Here is a 21,001-nt window from a genome sequence, read left to right as displayed (position 1 = left end):
AGTGCCAACTGAGGAAATGTCATCAATGGCACTTCTTGCTATGAGTCATGAGGTGCCAGCGGATGAGAGCGCAAAAAATGAGCGCCATGCCTCAAATTCCTCCGCCAGCATTATCTGGATCAGGTTCACGGGTATAATCTCAGCGGTAAACCGCACCCCGTTTGAGAAACGAACCGCATTGTATTAACGTTCTTGGGGGGAGGCCAGCACAATTGTTCCTGCGGGCCATCGAGATGGCTTCGGCATAACAGAGGATGTTCGCGTGATCACCAGTACCAAGGAAAGACGCGCCTTCCAGCGCATGATAATCAACGCCCCCGTCACCGTCTTTCAGCAACAGCAAGTGCTGGAGGGGGTCTGTCGGGATCTCAGCGCCAATGGCATGGGGATTGCCGTCGCCGAGCATCAGCTCGATGTCAGCCAGCCCATCCGGGTCAGTCTGGCCACCAACAACAACCTGTTGCCGCCGTTCGAGGCCCTGGCCCGCATCATTCGGGTGCTGGAGGAGGAGGATGGCCTGCTGCTCGCCATCGAGTTTCAATCCCAGGCCTGAACCGGCTGAAAACGCCATTGCCTGCGATCGACCAGCGCTTGCTGGTCGATGCTATTTGGCCACCAGTTAAATCCTTGGGTTGCCCACTTGGCTGCTTGTTATCGATCTTTACCCGAGTGACCCGACTCGTGTTTATTCCCTGGCCTGAACTGGCTTAACGTTCAGTTGCTTGCTATCGATCAGCGTCTTGCTGGTCGATGCTATTTGCCCCATCGCAAACTGGCCCGGGCCGGTCGGTTCCAGCAACAGATAGCTTTCGCCTTCCCACATCAATGTCTCGTCGCCCGGTTTGGCTGGCAGGGCGACACCCAGCAGAGCATGCCCCGGCACGAACACCATGGCCTGTTTCAATTCAGGAAAGAGCTGGGCCAGCATGGCCGCCATCAGGGTAACTTTGCTGTCGCAATCCCCCCGGTTCTGCTCCAACACCTGACGGGGGCTCAAGAAGCCCTTGCCCGAGCGTCCTGACTGGCTGTCGAGCAGCTGGTAGGGGATGGCCTGGATGAAGTCGAGCATATGAGCCACCGTCTTCTGGCGAGCCTCCGTCTCGGTAGCGCCCTTCTGTTTGAGTTGTTCGGCCAGCGGGGCCAGCTCGGCCCGGCTTTCCAGCGCGATGCGTACATGATCCTGCTTGATGGCTGGGCCGCCGTCGGGCGGGGTGAAGGGCTGGAAGTAGTGCTGCATGAGCCATTGTGCCTCCAGCTTGCTGCGCTGGCGGGTGGCCCAGGCCATAGCCTCCCGGGCTTTGTCCTGATTGCGGCTCTTCAGGTGCAGCTTCATATCGGGGCGGGAGAGGGTGAATTGCACCTCGGGAAATTCGGTGCCGGCCTGTTGCAGCAGGCTCTGCAACACGTCCTCCTGCATACGGGCAGGGCGATAGGCGATGAGCGGCGGCAACTTGCCGGCGTCCAGCCGATAGCTGAGCTGCTGGGCTTTGCCCTCCTTGTCTTGCCAGCCGACGTTGAGTTGACCGCCGTTGCTGTTGAAATAGGTCTGCCCGGCACTTGCCGAAAGCGCGAACAACAAGCTGAAAAGCAGGGGGATAGCCGTCGGTCTCTTCATTATCCTTTCCTGTCGGTGGTGTCGTGATAGCCCGCTATCGGCGCCCATGGCGGCGGGATAATAAAACAGGGAGCCAAGGCTCCCTGTTGATTCTACTCGCTTTATTTTTGATGGCCGCGTCTTGTTACAAGGGGATGCGATCAGTTCAGATCCAGCTTGGCTGCTTTGCTTCGAAGGCGCTGATGGTGGCCTCGTGCTGCAGGGTCAGACCGATGGCATCCAGTCCGTTGAGCAGGCAATAGCGACGAAACTCGTCGATCTCGAAACCAAAACTGAGCTCGCCGGCACGCACCTGATTGGCTTCCAGATCCACCTCGATTTCGATGCCCGGCTGTGTGGCAACCAGCTGGAACAGGAGATCCACCTCCTCTTCTTTCAACCGCACCGGTACCAGGCCGTTGTTGATGGCGTTGCCATAGAAGATATCGGCAAAGCTTGAGGCGATCAGGGTTTTGAAGCCGTAATCCGCCAGTGCCCAGGGGGCGTGCTCACGGCTCGAACCGCAGCCAAAGTTTTCCCGGGCCAGCAAGATGCTGGCACCGGCATAGCGCGGCTGGTTGAGCACGAACTCGGGATTGGGCTGCTGACCCGCATCATCGAGAAAGCGCCAGTCGTGGAACAGGTGCTTGCCAAAACCGATGCGGTTGACCTTCTGCAAAAACTGCTTGGGAATGATGGCGTCGGTGTCGACGTTGGCGCTGTCGAGGGGAACGGCGATCCCTTTATGTTGTTTGAATCCTGTCATCGCTATTTCCTCTTACAGTGCGCGAATGTCGGCAAAGCGACCGGTGACGGCGGCGGCGGCGGCCATGGCCGGGCTCACCAGATGGGTGCGGCCGGCACGGCCCTGACGCCCTTCGAAGTTGCGGTTGCTGGTGGAGGCGCAGCGCTCCCCCGGTTGCAGCCGGTCGTTGTTCATGGCCAGACACATGGAACAGCCGGGCAGACGCCATTCAAAACCCGCCTCGAGGAAGATCTTGTCCAGACCCTCGGCTTCAGCCTGGGCCTTCACCTGTTCGGAGCCCGGTACCACCAGCGCTTGTACGCCAGCGGCGACTTTGCGGCCACGGGCGATGGCGGCGGCGGCACGCAGATCCTCGATGCGGCTGTTGGTACAAGAACCGATGAACACCTTGTCGATGGCGACATCGGTGAGCTTCTGGCCCGGTTGCAGGTCCATGTAGGCGAGCGCCTTGCGGGCGGATTGCTGCTCCATCAGATCGCTGAAGGATTCCGGTGCCGGGATCGGTTCATTGACGGCAATCACCTGGCCCGGGTTGGTACCCCAGGTGACCTGCGGGGCGATATCGGCGGCGTCGAGGATCACTTCGGCATCGAAGTGGGCGCCCTGGTCGCTCTTGAGGCTCAGCCAGTAGGCGATGGCCTGATCCAGTGATTCACCCTTGGGGGCGAACTCCTTGCCACGGATGTAGTCGATGGTGGTCTGGTCGGGGGCTATCATGCCCGCCTTGGCACCCAGCTCGATGGCCATGTTGCACACCGTCATCCGCCCTTCCATGGAGAGGCCCGCAATGGCCTCGCCAGCGAATTCCACCACGTAGCCGGTACCACCGGCATGGCCAACCTGGCCGATGATGGCCAGCACCACGTCCTTGGCGCTGATGCCCTCCGCCAGCTTGCCGTTGACCGAAATGCGCATTGTCTTGGCGCGGCCCTGTTTCAGGGTCTGGGTGGCCATCACATGTTCCACTTCGGAGGTGCCGATACCGAAGGCCAGGGAACCGAAGGCACCGTGGGTGGCGGTGTGGGAGTCGCCGCAGACGATGGTGGTGCCGGGCAATGTGATGCCGAGCTCGGGGCCCATCACATGGACGATCCCCTGATACTTGTGGTTGAGATCGTAGAGGCGAACACCGAACTCCTTGCAGTTGTCGGCGAGCGTCTCCATCTGGATGCGGGCCATCTCGCCGGAGGCGGCGATGTCCTTGGTGGTGGTGGAGACGTTGTGATCCATGGTGGCCCAGGTCAGATCCGGGCGACGCAGCGGGCGGTTCATGGCGCGCAGGCCATCGAACGCCTGCGGGCTGGTCACTTCGTGTACCAGGTGGCGGTCGATGTAGATGAGCGGCGTTTCGCCGTCCACTTCGCGTACCACGTGGGCGTCGAATACTTTCTGATAAAGGGTTTTGGCCATTGCTCTGTATTCCTTGTTATGTGCTGGGTGGCTCAGATCCGTGCGGCGATCTGGGTGCCCATGTCGGCGGTACTCTGCACCGGATGGCGAGCATCTGCCTGATGCAGGTCGGCGGTGAAGTATCCCTCTGCCAATGTCTGGGCTACGGCTTGCTCGATGGCTTGAGCGGCGGCTTCCTGTCCCAGGCTGTAGCGCAGCATCAGGGCGGCGGAGAGGATCTGGGCGATGGGATTGGCGATCCCCTTGCCGGCAATATCGGGGGCCGAGCCACCGGCCGGTTCGAACAGGCCAAAACCGGATTCGTTCAGGCTGGCTGAAGGGAGCAACCCCATGGAGCCGGTGATCATGGCGCACTCGTCAGAGAGGATGTCGCCAAACAGGTTGGAGCAGAGCAGCACGTCGAACTGGGACGGATCCTTGATGAGCTGCATGGTGGCGTTGTCGATGTACATGTGGTTCAGCGCCACGTCCGGGTAGGATTTGGCGACTTGCGTCACCACCTCGCGCCACAGAATGGAGGAGGCGAGCACGTTGGCCTTGTCGATGGAGGTGACCTTGGCCTTGCGAACACGGGCCGATTCAAACGCTATCCTGGCGATGCGTTCAATTTCGAAGCGATGGTACACCTCGGTGTCGAATGCTTTCTCGTTCGCCCCTTCTCCCTCGCGCCCCTTGGGCTGGCCGAAGTAGATGCCGCCGGTCAGCTCCCGCACGCAGGCGATGTCAAAACCGCGATCCGAGATGTCGGCGCGCAGGGGGGAGAACTGCTCAAGACCTGTGTAGATACGGGCCGGACGCAGGTTGCAGAACAGCTTGAAGTGGGCACGCAGGGGCAGCAGGGCGCCGCGCTCGGGTTGATCGTTGGGGGCCAGGTGCTCCCATTTGGGGCCACCTACGGAGCCAAACAGCACGGCATCGGCCGCCTCACAGCCCTTGATGGTGCTTTGTGGCAGCGGGGTGCCATGGTTGTCGATGGCGATGCCACCCACGTCATGGCGATCATACTCGAGGGAGAAGCCAAACTTGGCCTGCACTTTTTCCAGCACCTTGACGGCCTCGGCCATCACTTCCGGGCCAATGCCGTCACCCGGCAACACTGCGATCCGATAACTGCTCATACTCACACACTCTCCGTATTGATCTTGTCTGTTTTTGTGACGTTGCGTTCCATCTGTTCGGCCACCTGATCGGCGCGCCAGATGCTGTTGATTACGTGGATCAACGCCTGGGCAGAGGACTCTATGATATCGGTAGCCAGGCCCATGCCGTGGAATTTTCGTCCCTTGTATTCGGCGACGATATCGACCTGGCCGAGGGCATTCTTGCCCTCACCCTTGGCTTTGAGGGCGTATTTGTCGATGCGGATCTCGTAGCCGGTGATGCGGTTGATGCACTGGTAGACCGCATCCACAGGACCATTGCCGGTAGCCGCTTCGCAGACCAGATCCTGCCCGACCTTCAATTTGACCGAGGCGGTGGCCAGCACAGAGCTGCCGCTTTGTACGCCCAGGTACTCCAGCTTGAAGTGCTCCGGCTCTTCGTGGATTTGGCTGAAGAAGGCCAGCGCCTCCAGGTCGTAGTCGAATACTTGCCCCTTCTTGTCGGCCAGGGTCAGGAACTTGCCGTAGAGGTGGTCGAGATCGTAGCTGCTCTCGGCATAACCCATGGACTCCATTCTGTGCTTGATGACGTGACGGCCGGAGCGGGAGGTCATGTTGAGGTTGTTCTGGGGCAGGCCAATGCTCTCGGGGGTGATGATTTCATAGGTGTTCTTCGCCTTGAGCACGCCGTCCTGATGGATGCCTGAGCTGTGGGAGAAGGCGTTGGCCCCGACGATGGCCTTGTTCGGCTGCACCGGCATGTTGCACAGCTGGCTGACCAGGGCGCTGGTGCGATGAATTTCGCTGTGGCGGATGTTGGTATGGACCCCAAGCAGGTCGGCGCGGGTTTTCAGGATCATCGCGACCTCTTCCAGGGAGCAGTTGCCGGCCCGCTCGCCGATGCCGTTGATGGTGCACTCGATCTGGCGGGCTCCCATCTGCACGGCGCCGATGGAGTTGGCCACCGACAGTCCCAGGTCATCGTGGCAGTGCACAGAGATGATGGCCTTGTCGATGTTGGGCACCCGGTTGAACAGGGTCTGGATGATACCGGAGAACTCGGTCGGTACCGTGTAGCCGACGGTATCCGGGATATTGATGGTGCGGGCGCCGGCCTTGATGGCCGCTTCCACCATGCGACAGAGATTATCAATCGGGGTGCGACCCGCATCCTCGCAGGAGAACTCTACATCGTCGGTGTAGCGCAAGGCGTGCTTGATGGCGCTGACCCCCATCTCCAGCACATCCTCGAAGCTCTTTTTCAGCTTGCTCTCGACGTGAATGGAGGAGGTGGAGATAAAGGTATGGATGCGAAAAGCTTCTGCGACCCGCAAGGCTTCACCGGCGGCGTCGATATCCTGGGGCAGGGCGCGGGCGAGGGCGCAGACCCGGCTGTTCTTGATGTGGCGGGCTATGGTCTGCACCGATTGAAAATCGCCGGGGGAGGAGACAGGGAATCCCACTTCCATGATGTCGACGCCGAGCCGCTCCAGCGCCTGGGCGATCTGCAGCTTCTCCTTGACGGTCAAACTGGCCGCCAGGGCCTGCTCACCATCGCGCAAGGTGGTGTCGAAAATGATGACCCGATCTGACATGTGACTTCCCTCTTCCTAAGTTCGGTAACGTGCATCCTGCGGCGGCATAAAAAAACCCGTGCAGGGTGCACGGGTTTTTGTAAATTCCGGCTATGCCTGAGCCCGGCTACAAGGATCCCGCGCGACTGGTCGCGATTAGGGAGAGTAGTAGTAGCGGAGCGGCAATATGCATGATGACTCAATCCTTCCAGTCGATAACGCTGTTACCAATATCGAGATTTTTATGCTGTGTCAACCCGGACTCACCGGTTCAATCCGCTGGTTTATTTAATCGGATTGTAAAGGAGTGCAAATTTACTTGTCCCATATTCGGCCCTTGCCCGATTATCTGGTCATTCCTGCTGTACTCGATCATCTATGCAATCAGATTGACTTATCAGTTTTTGCTGAATTATCTGAGGTATCCAATGGAAAAACGCAGACCTGGTCGTCCGGTCGGACGTTCTGACATTCGTGACAAGTTGCTCTGTGCTGCTCGTGAGCGTTTTCTCAATACGCCCTACAGCAAAGTCACTACCCGCGAGATCGCCGAGCTGGCCGGCTCCAATCTGGCGATGATCCATTATTACTTCGGCAGTAAAGAGGGTCTTTACAAGGCAGTGCTGGGCGATGTGGCCGAGCCGCTGGACCAGGCATGGCAAGACGAGATTGGCAACCGCAGCCTCAATGAGCTGCTCAACACCTACTACCAGGTGATGGCGCCCAACAGCGAACTCACTTCCGCCATCTCCAGCGCATTATCGACCGAGAAGAGTCCCGGGCGGGATTTTGTGCTGAATCGTCTGCTGGAACGTCAACTGCCCCAGTTTGATGCCTTGCTGGAGTCCATGAAGAACAATGGCGAGCTGGGTGACAATCTGGATCCCGAGATGCTGAAGATCTCCTTTCTCAGCATGATGTGGCAGCCGTTCGTGATGAAGGATCTCTACGAGCAGGTATTTGGTCTGACCGTGGATGAGCACTTCATGGCCCGTCTGGCGGATCACAACTGCCGGCTGATGGAAAACGGCCTGCGCGGCACCCTGAACTGATCATTTGCCTCGCTTGCGGTAAAAAAGGGCCATTCGGCCCTTTTTTCATAAATCTGTTATCCCTTGTTCAATTTAGTGTCACTCCATTGCCCTAGTCTGCACAGAGACTTCAGGGAAGGAGGGGTTATGAACAAGATCCAGCAATGGGACCTGCAGGTGTGCCGCATCTGCCTGCTCCACTCCTACAACCGGCCACAGGCCAGGATCAGTCGGCTCATCTCCCGCACCGGTGACGGGCCCCTCTACGCCCTACTGGCGACACTGCTCTGGTGGCAGGGGGAGGCGGAACGTGAACTGGTCGGGGTGGCTCTGCTCGCCTTTGCCATCGAATTGCCGCTCTATCTGCTGCTCAAGAATGCGCTGAAACACCAGCGGCCGGTGGGTTTGCCGGTTTTCATCACCCCCTCCGATCGTTACAGTCTGCCCTCCGGTCATACCGCTGCCGCCTTTCTGATGGCGACCGTGCTGGCCGCCAGCTTCCCACTCTGGGCACCCTTGTTGTTTGTCTGGGCCGCGCTGGTGGGGGCGTCACGTTTGTTGCTCGGGGTGCATTACCTGAGCGATCTGGTGGCCGGTGCCCTGCTCGGCGGTGGCTGTGCCCTGCTTGCGCTCAGCTGGCATCAGGGATGAGGATACTGTTTGGCGTACAGGGTACCGGCAACGGTCATATCAGCCGCAGCCGTACCCTGGCTCGCGCACTGCGAGCGCAAGGGCTGGAGGTCGATTACCTGTTCAGCGGTCGCCCCGCCGATGGTTACTTCGAGATGGACGAGTTCGGCGACTACCGTACCTTTGCCGGCATCACCTTTGTCAGCCATGAGGGGGCCATTTCTGGCTGGCGTACCCTCAAGGGGCTCTCACCCCTGCGCTTCTGGCGGGATATGCGGGCCCTGGATTGTCGCGATTACGATCTGGTGATCAGCGATTTCGAACCGCTCAGTGCTCACGCGGCCCATCGCTGGGGCAAGCCCAGCCTCACCATCAGCCATCAGGCCAGTTTTGACTGGCCGATCCCGCGTTGGGGCGAGAGCGGCTTCAATCGCCAGCTGATGCGTCATTTTGCCCCGGTTCGCCAGTCCCTCGGACTGCACTGGTTTCACTTCGGTCAGCCACTGCTGCCCCCCATCATAGATCCCATCGTTGCACTGCCCGACAATCAGCAGATCCTGGTCTATCTGCCGTTTGAACAGACTGAAGCCATCGCCGCTCTCTTGTCGCGCTTCAATCAACAGCGTTTCGTCTGCTTTCACCCGGCCATTCGCAGCGCCAGTCAGTGGCGCAACATACGTTTCGAGCCGCAGGAAGGATTCAAGCAGGTTTTGGCAGGTTGCCGGGGTGTCATTACCAACGGGGGATTTGAGCTGGCGTCGGAGGCGCTTTCCCTTGGCAAGAAGCTGCTGGTCAAGCCGCTGGGAGGGCAGTTCGAGCAACTGACCAACAGCAAGACGCTGGAGCTGATGGGGCTGGCCCACTTGATGGATGGACTGGATGCCAATGCGGTGCGCGCCTGGCTGGATGCGTCGGCTCCGGGCCAGATCCTCTACCCTGATGTGGCGGGCGAGCTGGCGAGCTGGCGAGCTGGCTCGCCGCCGGGGCAGAGGAGAGCGTGGCACAACTCTCGCGCCGACTGTGGGCTCGCACCCTGTTTCCGGAAGAGGTGTGTGATCGTTTGAGTGAACTGGAAGGGGGCTGCGCATTAAACAGCACTTGGTTATCGCAAGTGAGCGCCTTTGACTAGACTGAAAGGGATCCCACCAAGGAGAGGACGGACACAATGCGCTTTACCAATGAAAACGGCGATACCATGACACTGGCAGACAATCTGACACTGCACGAGCTGCTGGACATGGGGGTCAGCATCTCGGTCTGTGAAGAGACGGATCCGGATCAACAGATCTGGCTGGCGGAGTCGGAAGACGAACAGTAAGTCTGTGCTCTGCTCGACGGCCCACCCTGACGGGTGGGCTATTTTTTTCTTGTTTTTCTCATAGTGACAGCATGATCCGCTAGCCAGTCCCCCATCTTCCCCGCTTTGTTCCCACCCTTTTCACCAAGTCACTGAATGTTAATAGCTGTTTGAAATTTATGACTGTTCTGGTCAGACAAAGCCGTGGACAAGCGTTCGCAAGCGGGTTAAGTTGGATTTTCACCCGCTTTTCGGGTGAATGATGGAAAAAACCTATTTTTCTACTATCGACGGCACCGAACTCGCCTGGCCCGTATTCAGACAACAACAAGACACGGGGCCGGCGCTGCCGGGAAGCAGCGGACTGTCGATAGCTTTCGCTTAACGGAGCAAAGCCTGGAGGGCTTTATCATGGAGATGTTATCAGGCGCCCAGATGGTTGTTAGAGCGCTGGAAGATCAGGGAGTTGAGCACGTTTTCGGCTACCCTGGTGGCTCAGTGCTCGACATCTATGACGCTCTCTTTGAAAACGGCAAGATGGAGCATGTCCTGGTGCGGCACGAGCAAGCCGCGGTGCATATGGCGGACGGTTACGCTCGCTCCACCGGCAAGGTGGGCACAGTGCTGGTGACCTCGGGTCCTGGCGCGACCAACTGCATCACGGGGATCGCGACCGCCTACATGGACTCCATCCCCTTGGTGATCCTGTCCGGTCAGGTACCGACCAGCATGATCGGGGAGGATGCATTCCAGGAGACCGACATGATCGGCATCTCCCGTCCTGTGGTGAAGCACAGCTTCCTGTGCAAGAAAGCCAGCGACATTCCCGATGCCATCAAGAAGGCCTACTACATTGCCGCCAGCGGCCGCCCGGGGCCTGTGGTGGTGGATCTGCCCAAAGACGTGCAGAACCCGAAAGAGAAATTTCCCTATCAGTATCCCGAGACGGTCTCCCTGCGCTCCTACAATCCGACCAAGGCCGGACACAAGGGCCAGATCAAGCGGGCCGCCAAATTGCTGGTAGATGCGCAGCGCCCTGTGATGTACGTGGGCGGCGGTGCCATCAATGCCAATGCGGATCATCTGGTGACCAAGCTGGCCGAGCTGTTGAACCTGCCGGTGACCACCACCCTGATGGGGCTGGGAGCCTTCTCTGGCACCCATCCGCAGTTTGTCGGCATGCTGGGGATGCACGGTACCTTCGAAGCCAACAAGACAATGCACAATGCGGATCTGATTTTTGCCGTGGGTGCCCGCTTCGATGATCGCGTCACCAACAACGTGGCCAAGTTTTGTCCCAATGCCACCATAGTGCACATCGATATCGATCCCACTTCCATCTCCAAGACGGTACAGGCCCATGTGCCCATCGTCGGCTCGGTGGAAACCGTGCTGGAGCAGATGCTGGAAGTGATCCGCGAGTGCGGTTTTGATAACGACAAGCAGGCGCTGGCAGACTGGTGGAGCCAGATCGCCCAGTGGCGTTCCCGCAACTGCCTGGCCTATGAGACCCACCCCACCCTGATCAAGCCGCAGCAGGTGATCGAGACCCTGTACAAGGTGACCAAGGGGGAGGCATTCGTTGCCTCCGACGTGGGCCAGCACCAGATGTTCGCCGCCCTCTACTACCCCTTTGCCAAGCCGCGCCAGTGGATAAACTCCGGAGGCCTCGGCACCATGGGCTTCGGTATTCCGGCCGCCATGGGCGCCCAGTTTGCCAATCCCGGGGCTGTGGTCTGCTGCGTGACCGGTGACGGTTCGGTGCAGATGAACATTCAGGAGCTCTCCACCTGCATGCAGTACGGTGTGCCCATCAAGATCATCTCCATCAACAACCGCGCCCTTGGCATGGTCAAGCAGTGGCAGAAGATGTTCTATGGCGGTCGCCACAGCCACTCCTACATGGAATCCCTGCCCGACTTCGTCAAGCTGGCGGAAGCCTACGGCCACGTCGGTATCGCGGTGAGCGATCCGGCGGAGCTGGAGAGCGCCATGGAGAAGGCCTTCGCCATCAAGGATCGGCTGGTGTTCATGGATATCTCGGTCGACCCGGATGAGCACGTCTATCCGATGCAGATCAAGTTTGGCGCCATGGATGAGATGTGGCTGAGCAAGACGGAGAGAACCTGATGAGACATATAATTTCCGTTCTGCTGGAGAACGAGTCCGGCGCCCTGAGTCGTGTGGTGGGTCTCTTCTCCCAGCGCGGCTACAACATCGAGACCCTGACGGTGGCCCCCACCGAGGATCCCACCCTGTCGCGCATGACAATCGTCACCATGGGTGACGAGCGGGTGCTGGAGCAGATCCAGAAGCAACTGCACAAGCTGGTGGACGTGCTCAAGGTGTGTGACCTGAGCGAAGGGGAGCATATCGAGCGGGAGATTGCGCTGGTCAAGGCGCGCGCCGCCGGTGGTGCTCGCGACGAGCTGAAACGGCTGGCGGACATCTTCCGTGGCCAGATCGTCGACGTGACCCCGGAGCAGTACACTGTGCAGCTGGTGGGCACCAGCGAGAAGCTGGACGCCTTCATCAAGACCGCAGCCCAGACCAACGAGATCATCGAGGTGGTGCGTTCCGGGGTATGCGGTATCTCCCGGGCGGACAAGGCACTGCGCCCCTGATTGTTCGGCAGGTGGATTGGTTATCCCAAAGGGGCTCTTCGGAGCCCTTTTTCACGGGCGCAAGCTGAGCCAGGGGGAAGTGCGAGTCTGTCATTTTCTTTCAAATGATCAGTAAACTATCCACAAAAGCTGTGGAAAACTCTGTAGATTAGCGGTGTGTCTAGTGTTAGTGAGCTGATCTTAAAGGGGTATTTGGATCTGATCTCTGCTGGGGTGCAATTGTGCAATCCCCTGTGGTAGGTGTGAGTGTTTGCTTATCCTGCCAGCCTTGCCAGACAAGCCATGGAGAGAGGCATAGTGATCCGGTCAGGATCCTGATTTGATCTTGCGGATCAACATGTCGCCCGCCCACTATAAAAAAACCCGCCTCTCGGCGGGTTTTTCACAGGGTCGGCTGAAGGGCGATTACTCGGCCTGAGCTGCCTGGATACCGGTCAGGGCGATGGTGTAGACGATGTCGTCTACCAGGGCGCCACGGGACAGGTCGTTGACCGGCTTGCGCATGCCTTGCAGCATGGGGCCGATGGAGACCAGATCTGCGGAACGCTGTACCGCCTTGTAGGTGGTGTTGCCTGTGTTCAGATCCGGGAAGACGAACACTGTGGCTTTACCTGCAACCGGTGAGTTAGGGGCCTTGGACTTGGCCACGTTCTCCATGATGGCCGCGTCGTATTGCAGCGGACCGTCGATGATGAGGTCGGGGCGCTTGGCCTTGGCCAACTCGGTCGCTTCACGCACTTTCTCTACATCGGCACCGGCGCCAGATGTACCGGTAGAGTAGGAGATCATGGCGACGCGCGGCTCGATGCCGAAGGCGGCAGCGGAGTCGGCGGACTGGATGGCGATCTCGGCCAGCTGCTCGGCAGTCGGATCCGGGTTGATGGCGCAGTCACCGTACACCAGCACCTGATCAGGCAGCAGCATGAAGAAGATGGAGGAGATCAGGGAAGAGCCCGGGGCAGTCTTGATGATCTGCATCGGCGGACGGATGGTGTTGGCGGTGGTGTGTACCGCGCCGGATACCAGACCGTCTACTTCGCCACGCTCCAGCATCATGGTGCCCAGCACCACGTTGTCTTCCAGCTGTTCGCGGGCAACCACTTCGGTCATGCCCTTGTTCTTGCGCAGTTCGACCAGACGCGGCACATAGCGCTCGCGCACTTCCAGCGGGTCGATGATCTCGACACTGTCGGTCAGCACCACACCCTGCTGCTCTGCAACGCGACGGATCTCTTCCGGGTTACCCAGCAGCACAGGACGGGCGATACCACGCTCGGCACAGATGGAAGCTGCCTTGATGGTACGCGGCTCTTCGCCTTCCGGCAGCACGACACGCTTGTTGGCCTGACGGGCCAGCTCGGTCAGCTGATAACGGAACGCAGGCGGGCTCAGACGACGGGAACGGGTAGACTTGGCGGAGAGAGACTCGATCCAGTGCTTGTCGATGTGGCCAGCCACATAGTCCTGCACCAGCTCGATACGCTCGCGGTCATCTTCCGGAATATCGACGTTGAAGTTTTGCAGGCTGACGGCGGTCTGCCAGGTGTTGGTGCCAGTGATCATGATCGGCAGGCCGGTGGCCATGGCCTGTTGGCACAGGGCCATCACTTGCGGCTCGGGATGATAGTTGCCGGTCAGCAGCAGTGCGCCCAGCTTGACGCCGTTCATGGCGGAGAGGCAGGCGGAGACGATGACGTCGGAACGGTCGCCGGAGGTCACCAGCAGGCTGCCAGGACGGAAGTGCTCAACCATGTTGTGGATGGAGCGGGCACAGAAGGTCACGGTTTGCAGGCGACGGCTGTCCAGCTCACCCTTGTGCAGGATCTTGGCGGCCAGATGTTTGGCGAGATCCTTGGCGCGCGGGGCGATCAGCTGGGTATTCCAGGGTATGCAACCCAGGATACGCAGCGGGCTCTTGCCGAACACTTGCAGCACTTCCAGATTGTGGGCCGCTTCAGAAGCGTGGTGGTGCGCCTCGAACATCTCGGTCAGGTCCGGGCGGGTCACGCCGTGCTCGTCAACCGGAGCACCTACCTTGTTGATGACGCAACCCACGATACGGGGGTTGTTGACGCCACCGAAGTTGGAGCAGGCCAGCTCGATGCGCTCTTTGAGCTTCTGGCTGGAGTCGTTGCCCGGATGGGTCACGAACACCATGTCGGCATCCAGCGCCTTGGCGACGTCATAGTTCAGCTTGTTGGCAAACGGCTGCTTGTCGGTCGGTACCATGCCTTCGATGACCAGCACTTCGGCACCGCTGGCCTTCACGTGCTCTTCAAAGCGAGCCACTATCTCTTCCAGCAGGATGTCGGTGTTGCTGGAGGTGATCATGTTCTCGGCGTAGGAGAGGGCGAATGGCTCGGGCGGGTTGATGTTGGCAGCAGCGCGGATCACGGCGGTGGAACGCTCGGTACCGGTTTCACCCGGACGCGGCTGAGCGACCGGTTTGAAGAAGCTGACATTGACACCGTGACGTTCCATGGCGCGGACAACGCCAAGACTCACGGAAGTTACGCCGACACCAGTGCCGACCGGGATAAGCATAATAGTGCGTGCCACTTAATACCCCTTGTTCATTTTTTGGGATCAGGAAAAGGCCGCCCTGGGGCGGCCTTGCTCTACAGCGAATTTATGCGCCGACCAGTTCCAGCGCGTCGTGGGCAATGACCCACTCCTCGTTGGTCGGGATAACCAGGGCCTTGGTAGAACCAGCCTTGGTGATCTCGCCACCCTTGCCGAAGCGGGCAGCCAGGTTGGCGTCGTGATCGACGTCGAAGCCCAGCAGACCCAGCTTGTTCAGGGTGATTTCACGGATCGGAGCTGAGTTTTCACCGATACCACCGGTGAAGACCACGGCATCCAGACGACCGTCCATGGCGGCGGCGTAGGCGCCGATGTACTTGGCCAGGCGATAGCAGTAAACATCCATGGCACGCTTGGCTTCTTCTTTGCTGTCGTAGTTGTCTTCAACGAAACGGCAGTCGGAAGTCACTTCGGTCAGACCCTGCAGGCCGGACTCTTTGGTCAGCATGGTGTTGATATCCGCCACGCTCATGCCCAGCTTGTCGTGCAGGAAGAAGATGATGGCCGGATCCAGATCGCCGGAGCGGGTACCCATGACCAGGCCTTCCAGCGGGGTCAGACCCATGGAGGTATCAACGGATTTGCCGTTCTTGATGGCGCAGACGGAACCGCCGTTGCCCAAGTGGCAGTTGATGATGTTCAGCTCGTCAACCGGCTTGTTCAGCTGCTTGGCGGCTTCCAGGCTGATGTAGTAGTGGCTGGTGCCGTGGGCGCCGTAGCGACGGATGCCGTTCTCTTTGTAGAGTTTGTACGGCAGGGCGTACAGGAAGGCTTCTTCCGGCATGGTCTGGTGGAAGGCGGTGTCGAACACGGCCACGTTCTTGTCGGCCAGGGCCGGGAAGATACGACGGGCTTCACGGATACCGATCAGGTGAGCCGGGTTGTGCAGCGGTGCATAAGGTACGGCGGCTTCGATGCCGGCGATGACGTCATCACAGATCACAACGGAGGAGGTGAAGCGCTCACCACCGTGAACAACACGGTGACCAATGGCGATCAGATTCTGGGACAGTTCCGGATTGAGCGGCAGGATCTTGTTGACGATGTAGTCCAGCGCTTCCTGGTGAGCGGCACCCGCGCCCAGATCGGCACTGCCTTTCTCGCCATTCAGTTTCCACTTGATGCGGGCGTCGTCGAGGTTGAAACACTCGGCCAAGCCGGACAGCAGGTCATCACCGGTGGTTGCGTCAATGACAGCAAACTTCAGGGACGAGCTGCCACAGTTAAGTACAAGAACCAGCTTACTCATGAATAAATCCTATCGCAGATTGGGTTGTGTAGGAGGATGCGTTGGACGCGTTGCGTCCAAAAACTTTCAACTTATCCTTATGAGGGTTGGCAATCTGTTGCTTGCCCCTTGTATAGTGATACAAGACCCGAAATCCAGACGTCCCTGACAGCTCAACGGCAGGCCGTTGGTGCAAAAATTGGGCGTACAAAGGATAACTCGATTGTTGAAAAATAACAAAGTCATCCTCAACCTTTGTTATTGCGCATCAAATATAGTCGAGGTTTTGCCGTTAATACGTTCAAAAAAAGCTCGGAGGTAGCATGAGCATGAACATTTTTGGAACTAAGTTACAGCAAGGCCGTCATTATATGACCCTTTGGCCCCGCCGTCCCGAGCTTAATTCCATGTTTCCGGAGAATCGGGTGATCAAGGCCACCGAATTCGCCCTCAAGATCATTCCGGCGCTGGCGGTGCTCAGCGTCATGCTGCAGTTCCAGCTCGGTGAGCTGCACTACTGGCCTTCCGTCATGACCTCAGTGCTGTTTTTGCTCAGTCTGCCGCTGCAAGGTTACTACTGGCTCGGTCAGCGTGCCGATACCCGTCTGCCTCCCTCCCTTGCCAGCTGGTATCGCGAGATCAACGGCAAGATGAACGAGCAGGGCAGTCATCGCCAACTGGTGGCCCAGCCCCGTTATGAAGAGCTGGCTGATACCCTCAATGCTGCTTTCAAGCAGCTGGACAAATCTTTTCTCTACGAATAGGCGAACAAGGTTTTCCAATCAGACAAAGGCGCCCAGAGGCGCCTTTTCCATCTATGTCGATCAGGCCGCCAATACTTTGCGGATCTCCTGGATGGAGAGCTTGTATTGACGGGGGCACTGGCGCCATACGGTCAGCATGCGCTGGTACTTGTCGCGCATGGCAATGTCGCTCGAAAGCTCGTCACATGGGCACTTGAGCTCGGGGAAGCGCTTGTCCACTTCCAGCAGGAAGCAGACGTAGTCGGCCAGCTCCCGCTCCTTGCTGCGGCTGTAGCCGTTGAATTCCAGCCGGCTGGCGGTGATTTCACTCTGATCGGCCCCATCAAGATTGCCCCAGGAGATGGCCAGCGCATGGTGCAGTTCCAGGGTGTCTATCACCTCCTGACAGGTGGCCAGATCCAGATGACCGAAGCTCTTCTCCAGTTCGAGGATCTGCAGGCAGTAGCCGCGCGCTATGATGGTGCTGGCCCGCTGGTAAGACGCCGCTTTCTCCGGATTGAGTTTGGCCAGGATCTCGTACTGGTTGCTCAGGATCAGGCGTTCGGTGTGGCTCATGTTCATGGGCTTTTCTCACTGGAAAATGAAACTGGGGTCACGTTAACCCATATCTCAGATGAATTTTTTGATCTGGCAGGGGAGGTTGGTGAGAAAGCCGGATCGGGAAATCAAAACGGAGCGGTTTCTGGTTAATTAAAAGCAGCGCTTGCGTGCTTGCATTGCGGCTTGAGCTGGTAACAATAAAGGAGTCATCTGGCTTGTGCCCGGATGACTCGCCACCGAGGCACCCGACACAGGTGCATGCCAGACCATCACAAACATGACTCCGTCGCTGTGGCCACAGGTCCTGGCAGACGGGGCAACGAAAGCGGGGCCGCCAAGATGGCGACCCCGCCTTGACCCATCAGGTGATGCCATCATCACACTGTGAGCTCGGCGAGCGAGACAAGCGAAGGGCCTGCAGTTGCAGGCCCTTTTTGCATGATGTGTTTTATATGTCTTTGGGCTCAACCCTTGATGAGGTCGAGCACCACCTGATGGTGGTCGCTGGTCTTGAACTTGTCGAAGCGGTGGGCGATTTTGCCCTCTTCATCAATGAGGAAGCTCAGACGGTGAATGCCGTCATACTCCTTGCCCATGAACTTCTTCGGGCCCCAGACGCCAAAAGCATCGGCGACGGCGTGATCTTCATCGGCCAGCAGGCGGAAGTTGAGGCTGTCGCGCTCCTCGAACTTCTTCAGGTGCTTGGCCGGATCCGGGCTGATGCCGAGTACCACCACGTTGAGAGCGGCCAGCTCGCTATTGACGTCACGCAGACCGCAGGCCTGGGTGGTGCAGCCAGGGGTCATCGCCTTGGGATAGAAATAAATGAGCACTTTCTTGCCGCGCAGGTCGGATAGACGAACCGGATTGCCATCCTGATCTGACAGGGAAAAGTCGGGGGCCAGGGTGCCAGCGGATAAAGGTTGCATGGATTCTCCTTGGTGTTGGTCGTCAGGCGTGTTTGTTGTTGACGATGAATTCGAACGATTCGGCGCCGAGTTCACGACAGAATCCGGCGAAGGCCGTATCCGAACCGGCGGCTTCTCCCTGCTTGGCCAGATTGAGCTGGAAGCTTGCCTTGAGCAGGTTGTAGGGCTGTTGCTCCAGCGTCATGGTCTGCATGGCCTGGATGTCCCAGCCGTGGTCGCTGAAGAACTGGGTGCACTGACTTACGATGCCAGGCTGATCCCGGATCAGGATCTCGGCGTTGGCGCTGATGTCGTATTGCAGCGAATGGTGACGCTCGGTGCGCTTCATCATGGTGATGAGCTCCCACTCCTGGCTGCGCAGGGGCAGGCTTATCTCGAGTTGCATCAGGCTGTTCCAGTCACCGGACAGCAGCATGATGAAGGTGAATTCATTACCGAAGATACCAAGACGGCTATCGACAATGTTGCAGCCACACCCACTGACGTGGCGAGTAACTTCATTGACGATGCCAGGCCTGTCCGTGCCTATGGCCGTTACGACCAGGTAGTGAGTCATAAATCTTCTCTCGTCCATTAGCTGGTTGTGAATGTGAGTACAGTGGGAGCGCTCTGGCCACTCTCTGCACTCTGACATGACAACCTTGTTGAGAATGTTGTTGCGGCGAGCCCTGCCTGTGGTGGTCACGACCACGATTTGGCGCATGCTGTTGTGCTCGCGCACAGGGTTTTGTGCCGGATGGTATCATGGCTTGCCCCCTGCCTCCCTTGTTTTTCCAAGGGGGCAGCTTTACCATAACGCCCCTGAAAATCGGGAGAAATATCCATGTTACGCGGTAGTCTTGTTGCGCTCGTTACCCCCATGCTGGCTTCAGGTGAAGTCGACTGGGCCAGTCTGGCCACCTTGGTCGATTATCATGTCAGCGCGGGCACAGCCGCCATCGTTGCGGTCGGTACCACAGGGGAGTCGGTGACCCTGAGCGAGCAGGAGCACATCGCCGTCGTGGAAAAAACCGTGGAACTGGCCGCCGGACGCATTCCCGTCATCGCCGGTTGCGGATCCAACAATACCGCTCATGCCATCGCCCTTGCCAAACGATTCGCCGAAACGGGCGTGGTGGCGGGTCTCTCGGTTACCCCTTATTACAACAAACCCACCCAAGAAGGCCTCTATCGTCACTATTGTGCGATCGCCGAGGCTAGTGGTCTGCCCCAAATTCTTTATAATGTGCCCAGTCGCACCTGTTGCGATCTCAAACCGGAGACGGTAGCCCGGTTAGCCAGGGTACCCGGTATCATAGGTCTGAAAGAGGCCACCGGGGATCTGAGCCGTACTCCGCTGCTGCGTGAGCTGTGCGGAGAGGAATTCGCGCTTTATAGTGGCGATGATGCCAGTGGATGTGATTTTATGCTGCAAGGGGGAGACGGAGTCATTTCGGTCACCACCAATATTGCAGCGGCCCAGATGGCCGACATGTGTCGTGCTGCGCTGGCCGGTGATGCCGGGCAGGCGCATGACATCAACAATCGATTGATGCCGTTGCATCAGACTCTGTTCTGCGAACCGAGTCCCATCCCGGTGAAGTGGGCCTGCGCCCGACTGGGATTGATTGCGACGGCGACCTTGCGTCTGCCGCTCACCGACCTCACCCCAGAGGGCGAACAAGCGATGACGCGAGCACTGACGACTGCGGAGTTGATGGCGAGTGTTTAAAGCAAATGGAAAGGGAAATGCAGTGCGCCTGGTGCTGAGTGTAGCGACCGTTGCCGTGTTGGCAGCCTGTAGTTCACCCCAGGATCGCAAGATGGCCAACCGTGGTTTCGAGTACGAGGATGCCCGCCTTGAAGGTCGTACGTTTCTGGTGCCGTCCGGGTTGAGTACCCCCGCCTTTAACAGCAATTTCGACATCCCGGCGTTGCCAGAGAGCAGCCGTGACGGTGCTCTTGGCGCCAAGATTGACGTGCGTCCGCCTGCCCAGCTGCTGACAGTGGTACCGGGCAGCCAGGTCGTGCCCAATGCCAGCGAACCCACAGTGGCCTTCTATGCCCTGAGTACCAATCAGAGTGTGGAGCGCGATACCTGGGCCTTCCTGATGAACTTCCTGGCCCAGTACAAGGTGACCACGGAGAAGCTGGATCAGCAGGCTGGCGTCTTGCAGACCGGCTGGTTTGACAACACCAAGGCCCTCGATGGCTGGAGTGAAGAGGATGATGATTTCAACATCCGCCAGCGTTACCAGTTCACAGTGCGCAACGATGCCCAGCGTCATGCCGTCAACATGTCGGTACGGGTGCTGGATCACGAAGAGACCATTGATGGCGAGACCACCAATGTGTTGACGCCAGCCGATGCCCAGAGCTACGCGACCCGCGCCCTGAACCAGTTCTCCCTCTATTACGACAAGCAGCTCAAGTCCCGCGAGCAGCACAAGGCCAACGATGGCATGGGCTTGCAGCTGGGTCTGGACAACAATGAGCTGAGTGCCTGGATTGCGGACGGTTCCTTTGATCTGGTCTGGCGTCGCCTCAATCAGGTGCTGCCGGCCTATGGTTTCACCATCAAGGATACCCAGCAGTCCCTGGGCTGGATCGACGTCGAATACGACGAACCGGGCAGCGATTTCTGGAAAGCCAAGGGCGGTGAGCCATTCAAGCTGGAAGAGGAGAAGTATCGCTTCCAGTTGGGCGAGATGGCGGGGGGCAAGACTTCCATTACCCTGTTCGACAAGGACAAGAAGCCAGTGGCGTCCGGCGTCATCTCCCAGATGTACATCAGCCTGTCCGAGGCCTTTGCCAAGGGCTTGGCTGACCAGGCAGCAAAAACAGAATAGAAACAGGGGCCTAGTGCCCCTGTTTTGTTAGGTTAATCCCCCTGTAAATACAGGGTCTGATGTGCTTGATATGTTAACCCCCCAGAAACAGGGGCCTGGTGCC

19 protein-coding genes, 1 pseudogene and 1 riboswitch are annotated in these 21,001 nt (G+C 58.7%); of the genes and pseudogenes, 10 read left to right on the top strand and 10 right to left on the bottom strand.

Translation table 11 applies throughout. The annotated features are described in order from the left end of the window. Nucleotides 1–79: 79 nt before the first annotated feature. A riboswitch (TPP riboswitch) is annotated at nt 80–170 on the bottom strand. Between the two features lie 92 nt (nt 171–262). Beyond that, nucleotides 263–553: a PilZ domain-containing protein gene (locus AXW79_RS05020; protein WP_005311579.1), complete on the top strand. Its 291-nt coding sequence runs from the start codon at nt 263–265 to the stop codon at nt 551–553. Nucleotides 554–685: 132 nt separating this feature from the next. On the opposite strand, the gene AXW79_RS05015 is transcribed toward AXW79_RS05020, so the two are convergent. From AXW79_RS05015 to leuA, 5 genes are all read right to left on the bottom strand, one after another. After that, nucleotides 686–1,615 carry a hypothetical protein gene (locus AXW79_RS05015; RefSeq protein WP_043151389.1) on the bottom strand — a complete coding sequence of 310 codons (930 nt, stop codon included), beginning with the start codon at nt 1,613–1,615 and terminating at the stop codon, nt 686–688. A gap of 145 nt (nt 1,616–1,760) precedes the next feature. Then, entirely contained in the window at nt 1,761–2,360 is a 600-nt protein-coding gene (gene leuD / locus AXW79_RS05010) for a 3-isopropylmalate dehydratase small subunit (RefSeq protein WP_005311585.1), read from the bottom strand. A 12-nt stretch (nt 2,361–2,372) separates the two neighbouring features. Next, complete coding sequence (gene leuC, locus AXW79_RS05005; RefSeq protein ID WP_005311587.1) at nt 2,373–3,770, bottom strand: 3-isopropylmalate dehydratase large subunit; 1,398 nt, start codon at nt 3,768–3,770, stop codon at nt 2,373–2,375. Nucleotides 3,771–3,802: 32 nt separating this feature from the next. Next, nucleotides 3,803–4,888 (bottom strand): 3-isopropylmalate dehydrogenase, encoded by a 1,086-nt coding sequence (leuB, locus tag AXW79_RS05000; protein ID WP_005311590.1) that lies wholly within the window; start codon nt 4,886–4,888, stop codon nt 3,803–3,805. 2 nt (nt 4,889–4,890) lie between these two features. Beyond that, nucleotides 4,891–6,465: a 2-isopropylmalate synthase gene (gene leuA / locus AXW79_RS04995; RefSeq protein WP_005311593.1), complete on the bottom strand. Its 1,575-nt coding sequence runs from the start codon at nt 6,463–6,465 to the stop codon at nt 4,891–4,893. A 407-nt stretch (nt 6,466–6,872) separates the two neighbouring features. On the opposite strand from leuA, the gene AXW79_RS04990 reads away from it, so the two are divergent. The 6 genes and pseudogenes from AXW79_RS04990 (at nt 6,873) to ilvN (ending at nt 12,026) form a co-directional block, all read left to right on the top strand. Next, nucleotides 6,873–7,496, top strand: a complete 624-nt coding sequence (locus AXW79_RS04990) for a TetR/AcrR family transcriptional regulator (protein WP_005311595.1) — start codon at nt 6,873–6,875, stop codon at nt 7,494–7,496. Nucleotides 7,497–7,622: 126 nt separating this feature from the next. Next, on the top strand, nt 7,623–8,126 hold the full coding sequence (locus AXW79_RS04985; protein ID WP_005311596.1) for a phosphatase PAP2 family protein: 504 nt from the start codon (nt 7,623–7,625) through the stop codon (nt 8,124–8,126). After that, nucleotides 8,123–9,234: pseudogene (locus AXW79_RS04980) on the top strand (MJ1255/VC2487 family glycosyltransferase). Before AXW79_RS04985 ends, AXW79_RS04980 begins: the two are co-directional and overlap by 4 nt. 36 nt (nt 9,235–9,270) lie before the next feature. Next, the gene (locus AXW79_RS23280) at nt 9,271–9,423 is read left to right on the top strand and encodes a hypothetical protein (RefSeq protein WP_005311601.1); all 153 of its coding nucleotides are present in this window, start codon (nt 9,271–9,273) and stop codon (nt 9,421–9,423) included. A 390-nt stretch (nt 9,424–9,813) separates the two neighbouring features. Further along, complete coding sequence (locus AXW79_RS04975; RefSeq protein WP_005311603.1) at nt 9,814–11,532, top strand: acetolactate synthase 3 large subunit; 1,719 nt, start codon at nt 9,814–9,816, stop codon at nt 11,530–11,532. Then, complete coding sequence (gene ilvN, locus AXW79_RS04970) at nt 11,532–12,026, top strand: acetolactate synthase small subunit (RefSeq protein ID WP_005311605.1); 495 nt, start codon at nt 11,532–11,534, stop codon at nt 12,024–12,026. The genes AXW79_RS04975 and ilvN overlap by 1 nt, the downstream gene beginning before the upstream one ends. A 405-nt stretch (nt 12,027–12,431) precedes the next feature. On the opposite strand, the gene pta is transcribed toward ilvN, so the two are convergent. Next, nucleotides 12,432–14,585: a phosphate acetyltransferase gene (pta, locus tag AXW79_RS04965; protein WP_005311606.1), complete on the bottom strand. Its 2,154-nt coding sequence runs from the start codon at nt 14,583–14,585 to the stop codon at nt 12,432–12,434. 70 nt (nt 14,586–14,655) lie between these two features. Next, nucleotides 14,656–15,858 (bottom strand): acetate kinase, encoded by a 1,203-nt coding sequence (locus AXW79_RS04960; protein ID WP_005311607.1) that lies wholly within the window; start codon nt 15,856–15,858, stop codon nt 14,656–14,658. Between the two features lie 302 nt (nt 15,859–16,160). On the opposite strand from AXW79_RS04960, the gene yfbV reads away from it, so the two are divergent. Next, entirely contained in the window at nt 16,161–16,601 is a 441-nt protein-coding gene (yfbV, locus tag AXW79_RS04955; protein WP_011899053.1) for a terminus macrodomain insulation protein YfbV, read from the top strand. 60 nt (nt 16,602–16,661) lie between these two features. Here yfbV and AXW79_RS04950 read toward each other — a convergent pair whose 3' ends face one another. The 3 genes from AXW79_RS04950 to AXW79_RS04940 all read right to left on the bottom strand — a co-directional run bounded on the left by AXW79_RS04950 (nt 16,662) and on the right by AXW79_RS04940 (nt 18,626). Beyond that, a complete protein-coding gene (locus AXW79_RS04950) occupies nt 16,662–17,162 on the bottom strand; it encodes a YfbU family protein (protein ID WP_005311609.1) in 501 nt (166 codons plus the stop codon). A gap of 443 nt (nt 17,163–17,605) precedes the next feature. Continuing rightward, nucleotides 17,606–18,070, bottom strand: a complete 465-nt coding sequence (bcp, locus tag AXW79_RS04945; protein WP_005311610.1) for a thioredoxin-dependent thiol peroxidase — start codon at nt 18,068–18,070, stop codon at nt 17,606–17,608. A gap of 22 nt (nt 18,071–18,092) precedes the next feature. After that, complete coding sequence (locus tag AXW79_RS04940; RefSeq protein ID WP_005311611.1) at nt 18,093–18,626, bottom strand: glycine cleavage system protein R; 534 nt, start codon at nt 18,624–18,626, stop codon at nt 18,093–18,095. Nucleotides 18,627–18,893: 267 nt separating this feature from the next. Here AXW79_RS04940 and dapA point away from each other — a divergent pair, with 267 nt between their 5' ends. Both dapA and bamC read left to right on the top strand, forming a co-directional pair. Then, the gene (dapA, locus tag AXW79_RS04935; protein WP_005311612.1) at nt 18,894–19,781 is read left to right on the top strand and encodes a 4-hydroxy-tetrahydrodipicolinate synthase; all 888 of its coding nucleotides are present in this window, start codon (nt 18,894–18,896) and stop codon (nt 19,779–19,781) included. Beyond that, on the top strand, nt 19,774–20,898 hold the full coding sequence (gene bamC / locus AXW79_RS04930) for an outer membrane protein assembly factor BamC (RefSeq protein WP_085941501.1): 1,125 nt from the start codon (nt 19,774–19,776) through the stop codon (nt 20,896–20,898). Before dapA ends, bamC begins: the two co-directional genes overlap by 8 nt. Nucleotides 20,899–21,001 lie beyond the last annotated feature (103 nt).

The organism is Aeromonas salmonicida subsp. salmonicida, assembly GCF_001643305.1.
GTDB lineage: Bacteria > Pseudomonadota > Gammaproteobacteria > Enterobacterales > Aeromonadaceae > Aeromonas > Aeromonas salmonicida.
This window is presented reverse-complemented; position numbering and strand designations above follow the sequence as displayed.

What these genes read in the sequence shown, in the direction of transcription:
- yfbV (WP_011899053.1), top strand. Translation starts at nt 16,161, where the DNA reads ATGAGCATGAACATTTTTGGAACTAAGTTACAGCAAGGCCGTCATTAT.
- AXW79_RS05015 (WP_043151389.1), bottom strand. Translation starts at nt 1,615, where the DNA reads ATGAAGAGACCGACGGCTATCCCCCTGCTTTTCAGCTTGTTGTTCGCG.
- AXW79_RS04985 (WP_005311596.1), top strand. Translation starts at nt 7,623, where the DNA reads ATGAACAAGATCCAGCAATGGGACCTGCAGGTGTGCCGCATCTGCCTG.
- AXW79_RS04975 (WP_005311603.1), top strand. Translation starts at nt 9,814, where the DNA reads ATGGAGATGTTATCAGGCGCCCAGATGGTTGTTAGAGCGCTGGAAGAT.
- leuC (WP_005311587.1), bottom strand. Translation starts at nt 3,770, where the DNA reads ATGGCCAAAACCCTTTATCAGAAAGTATTCGACGCCCACGTGGTACGC.
- AXW79_RS04960 (WP_005311607.1), bottom strand. Translation starts at nt 15,858, where the DNA reads ATGAGTAAGCTGGTTCTTGTACTTAACTGTGGCAGCTCGTCCCTGAAG.
- leuA (WP_005311593.1), bottom strand. Translation starts at nt 6,465, where the DNA reads ATGTCAGATCGGGTCATCATTTTCGACACCACCTTGCGCGATGGTGAG.
- AXW79_RS23280 (WP_005311601.1), top strand. Translation starts at nt 9,271, where the DNA reads ATGCGCTTTACCAATGAAAACGGCGATACCATGACACTGGCAGACAAT.
- leuD (WP_005311585.1), bottom strand. Translation starts at nt 2,360, where the DNA reads ATGACAGGATTCAAACAACATAAAGGGATCGCCGTTCCCCTCGACAGC.
- AXW79_RS04940 (WP_005311611.1), bottom strand. Translation starts at nt 18,626, where the DNA reads ATGACTCACTACCTGGTCGTAACGGCCATAGGCACGGACAGGCCTGGC.
- bcp (WP_005311610.1), bottom strand. Translation starts at nt 18,070, where the DNA reads ATGCAACCTTTATCCGCTGGCACCCTGGCCCCCGACTTTTCCCTGTCA.
- leuB (WP_005311590.1), bottom strand. Translation starts at nt 4,888, where the DNA reads ATGAGCAGTTATCGGATCGCAGTGTTGCCGGGTGACGGCATTGGCCCG.
- AXW79_RS04950 (WP_005311609.1), bottom strand. Translation starts at nt 17,162, where the DNA reads ATGAACATGAGCCACACCGAACGCCTGATCCTGAGCAACCAGTACGAG.
- AXW79_RS04990 (WP_005311595.1), top strand. Translation starts at nt 6,873, where the DNA reads ATGGAAAAACGCAGACCTGGTCGTCCGGTCGGACGTTCTGACATTCGT.
- ilvN (WP_005311605.1), top strand. Translation starts at nt 11,532, where the DNA reads ATGAGACATATAATTTCCGTTCTGCTGGAGAACGAGTCCGGCGCCCTG.
- dapA (WP_005311612.1), top strand. Translation starts at nt 18,894, where the DNA reads ATGTTACGCGGTAGTCTTGTTGCGCTCGTTACCCCCATGCTGGCTTCA.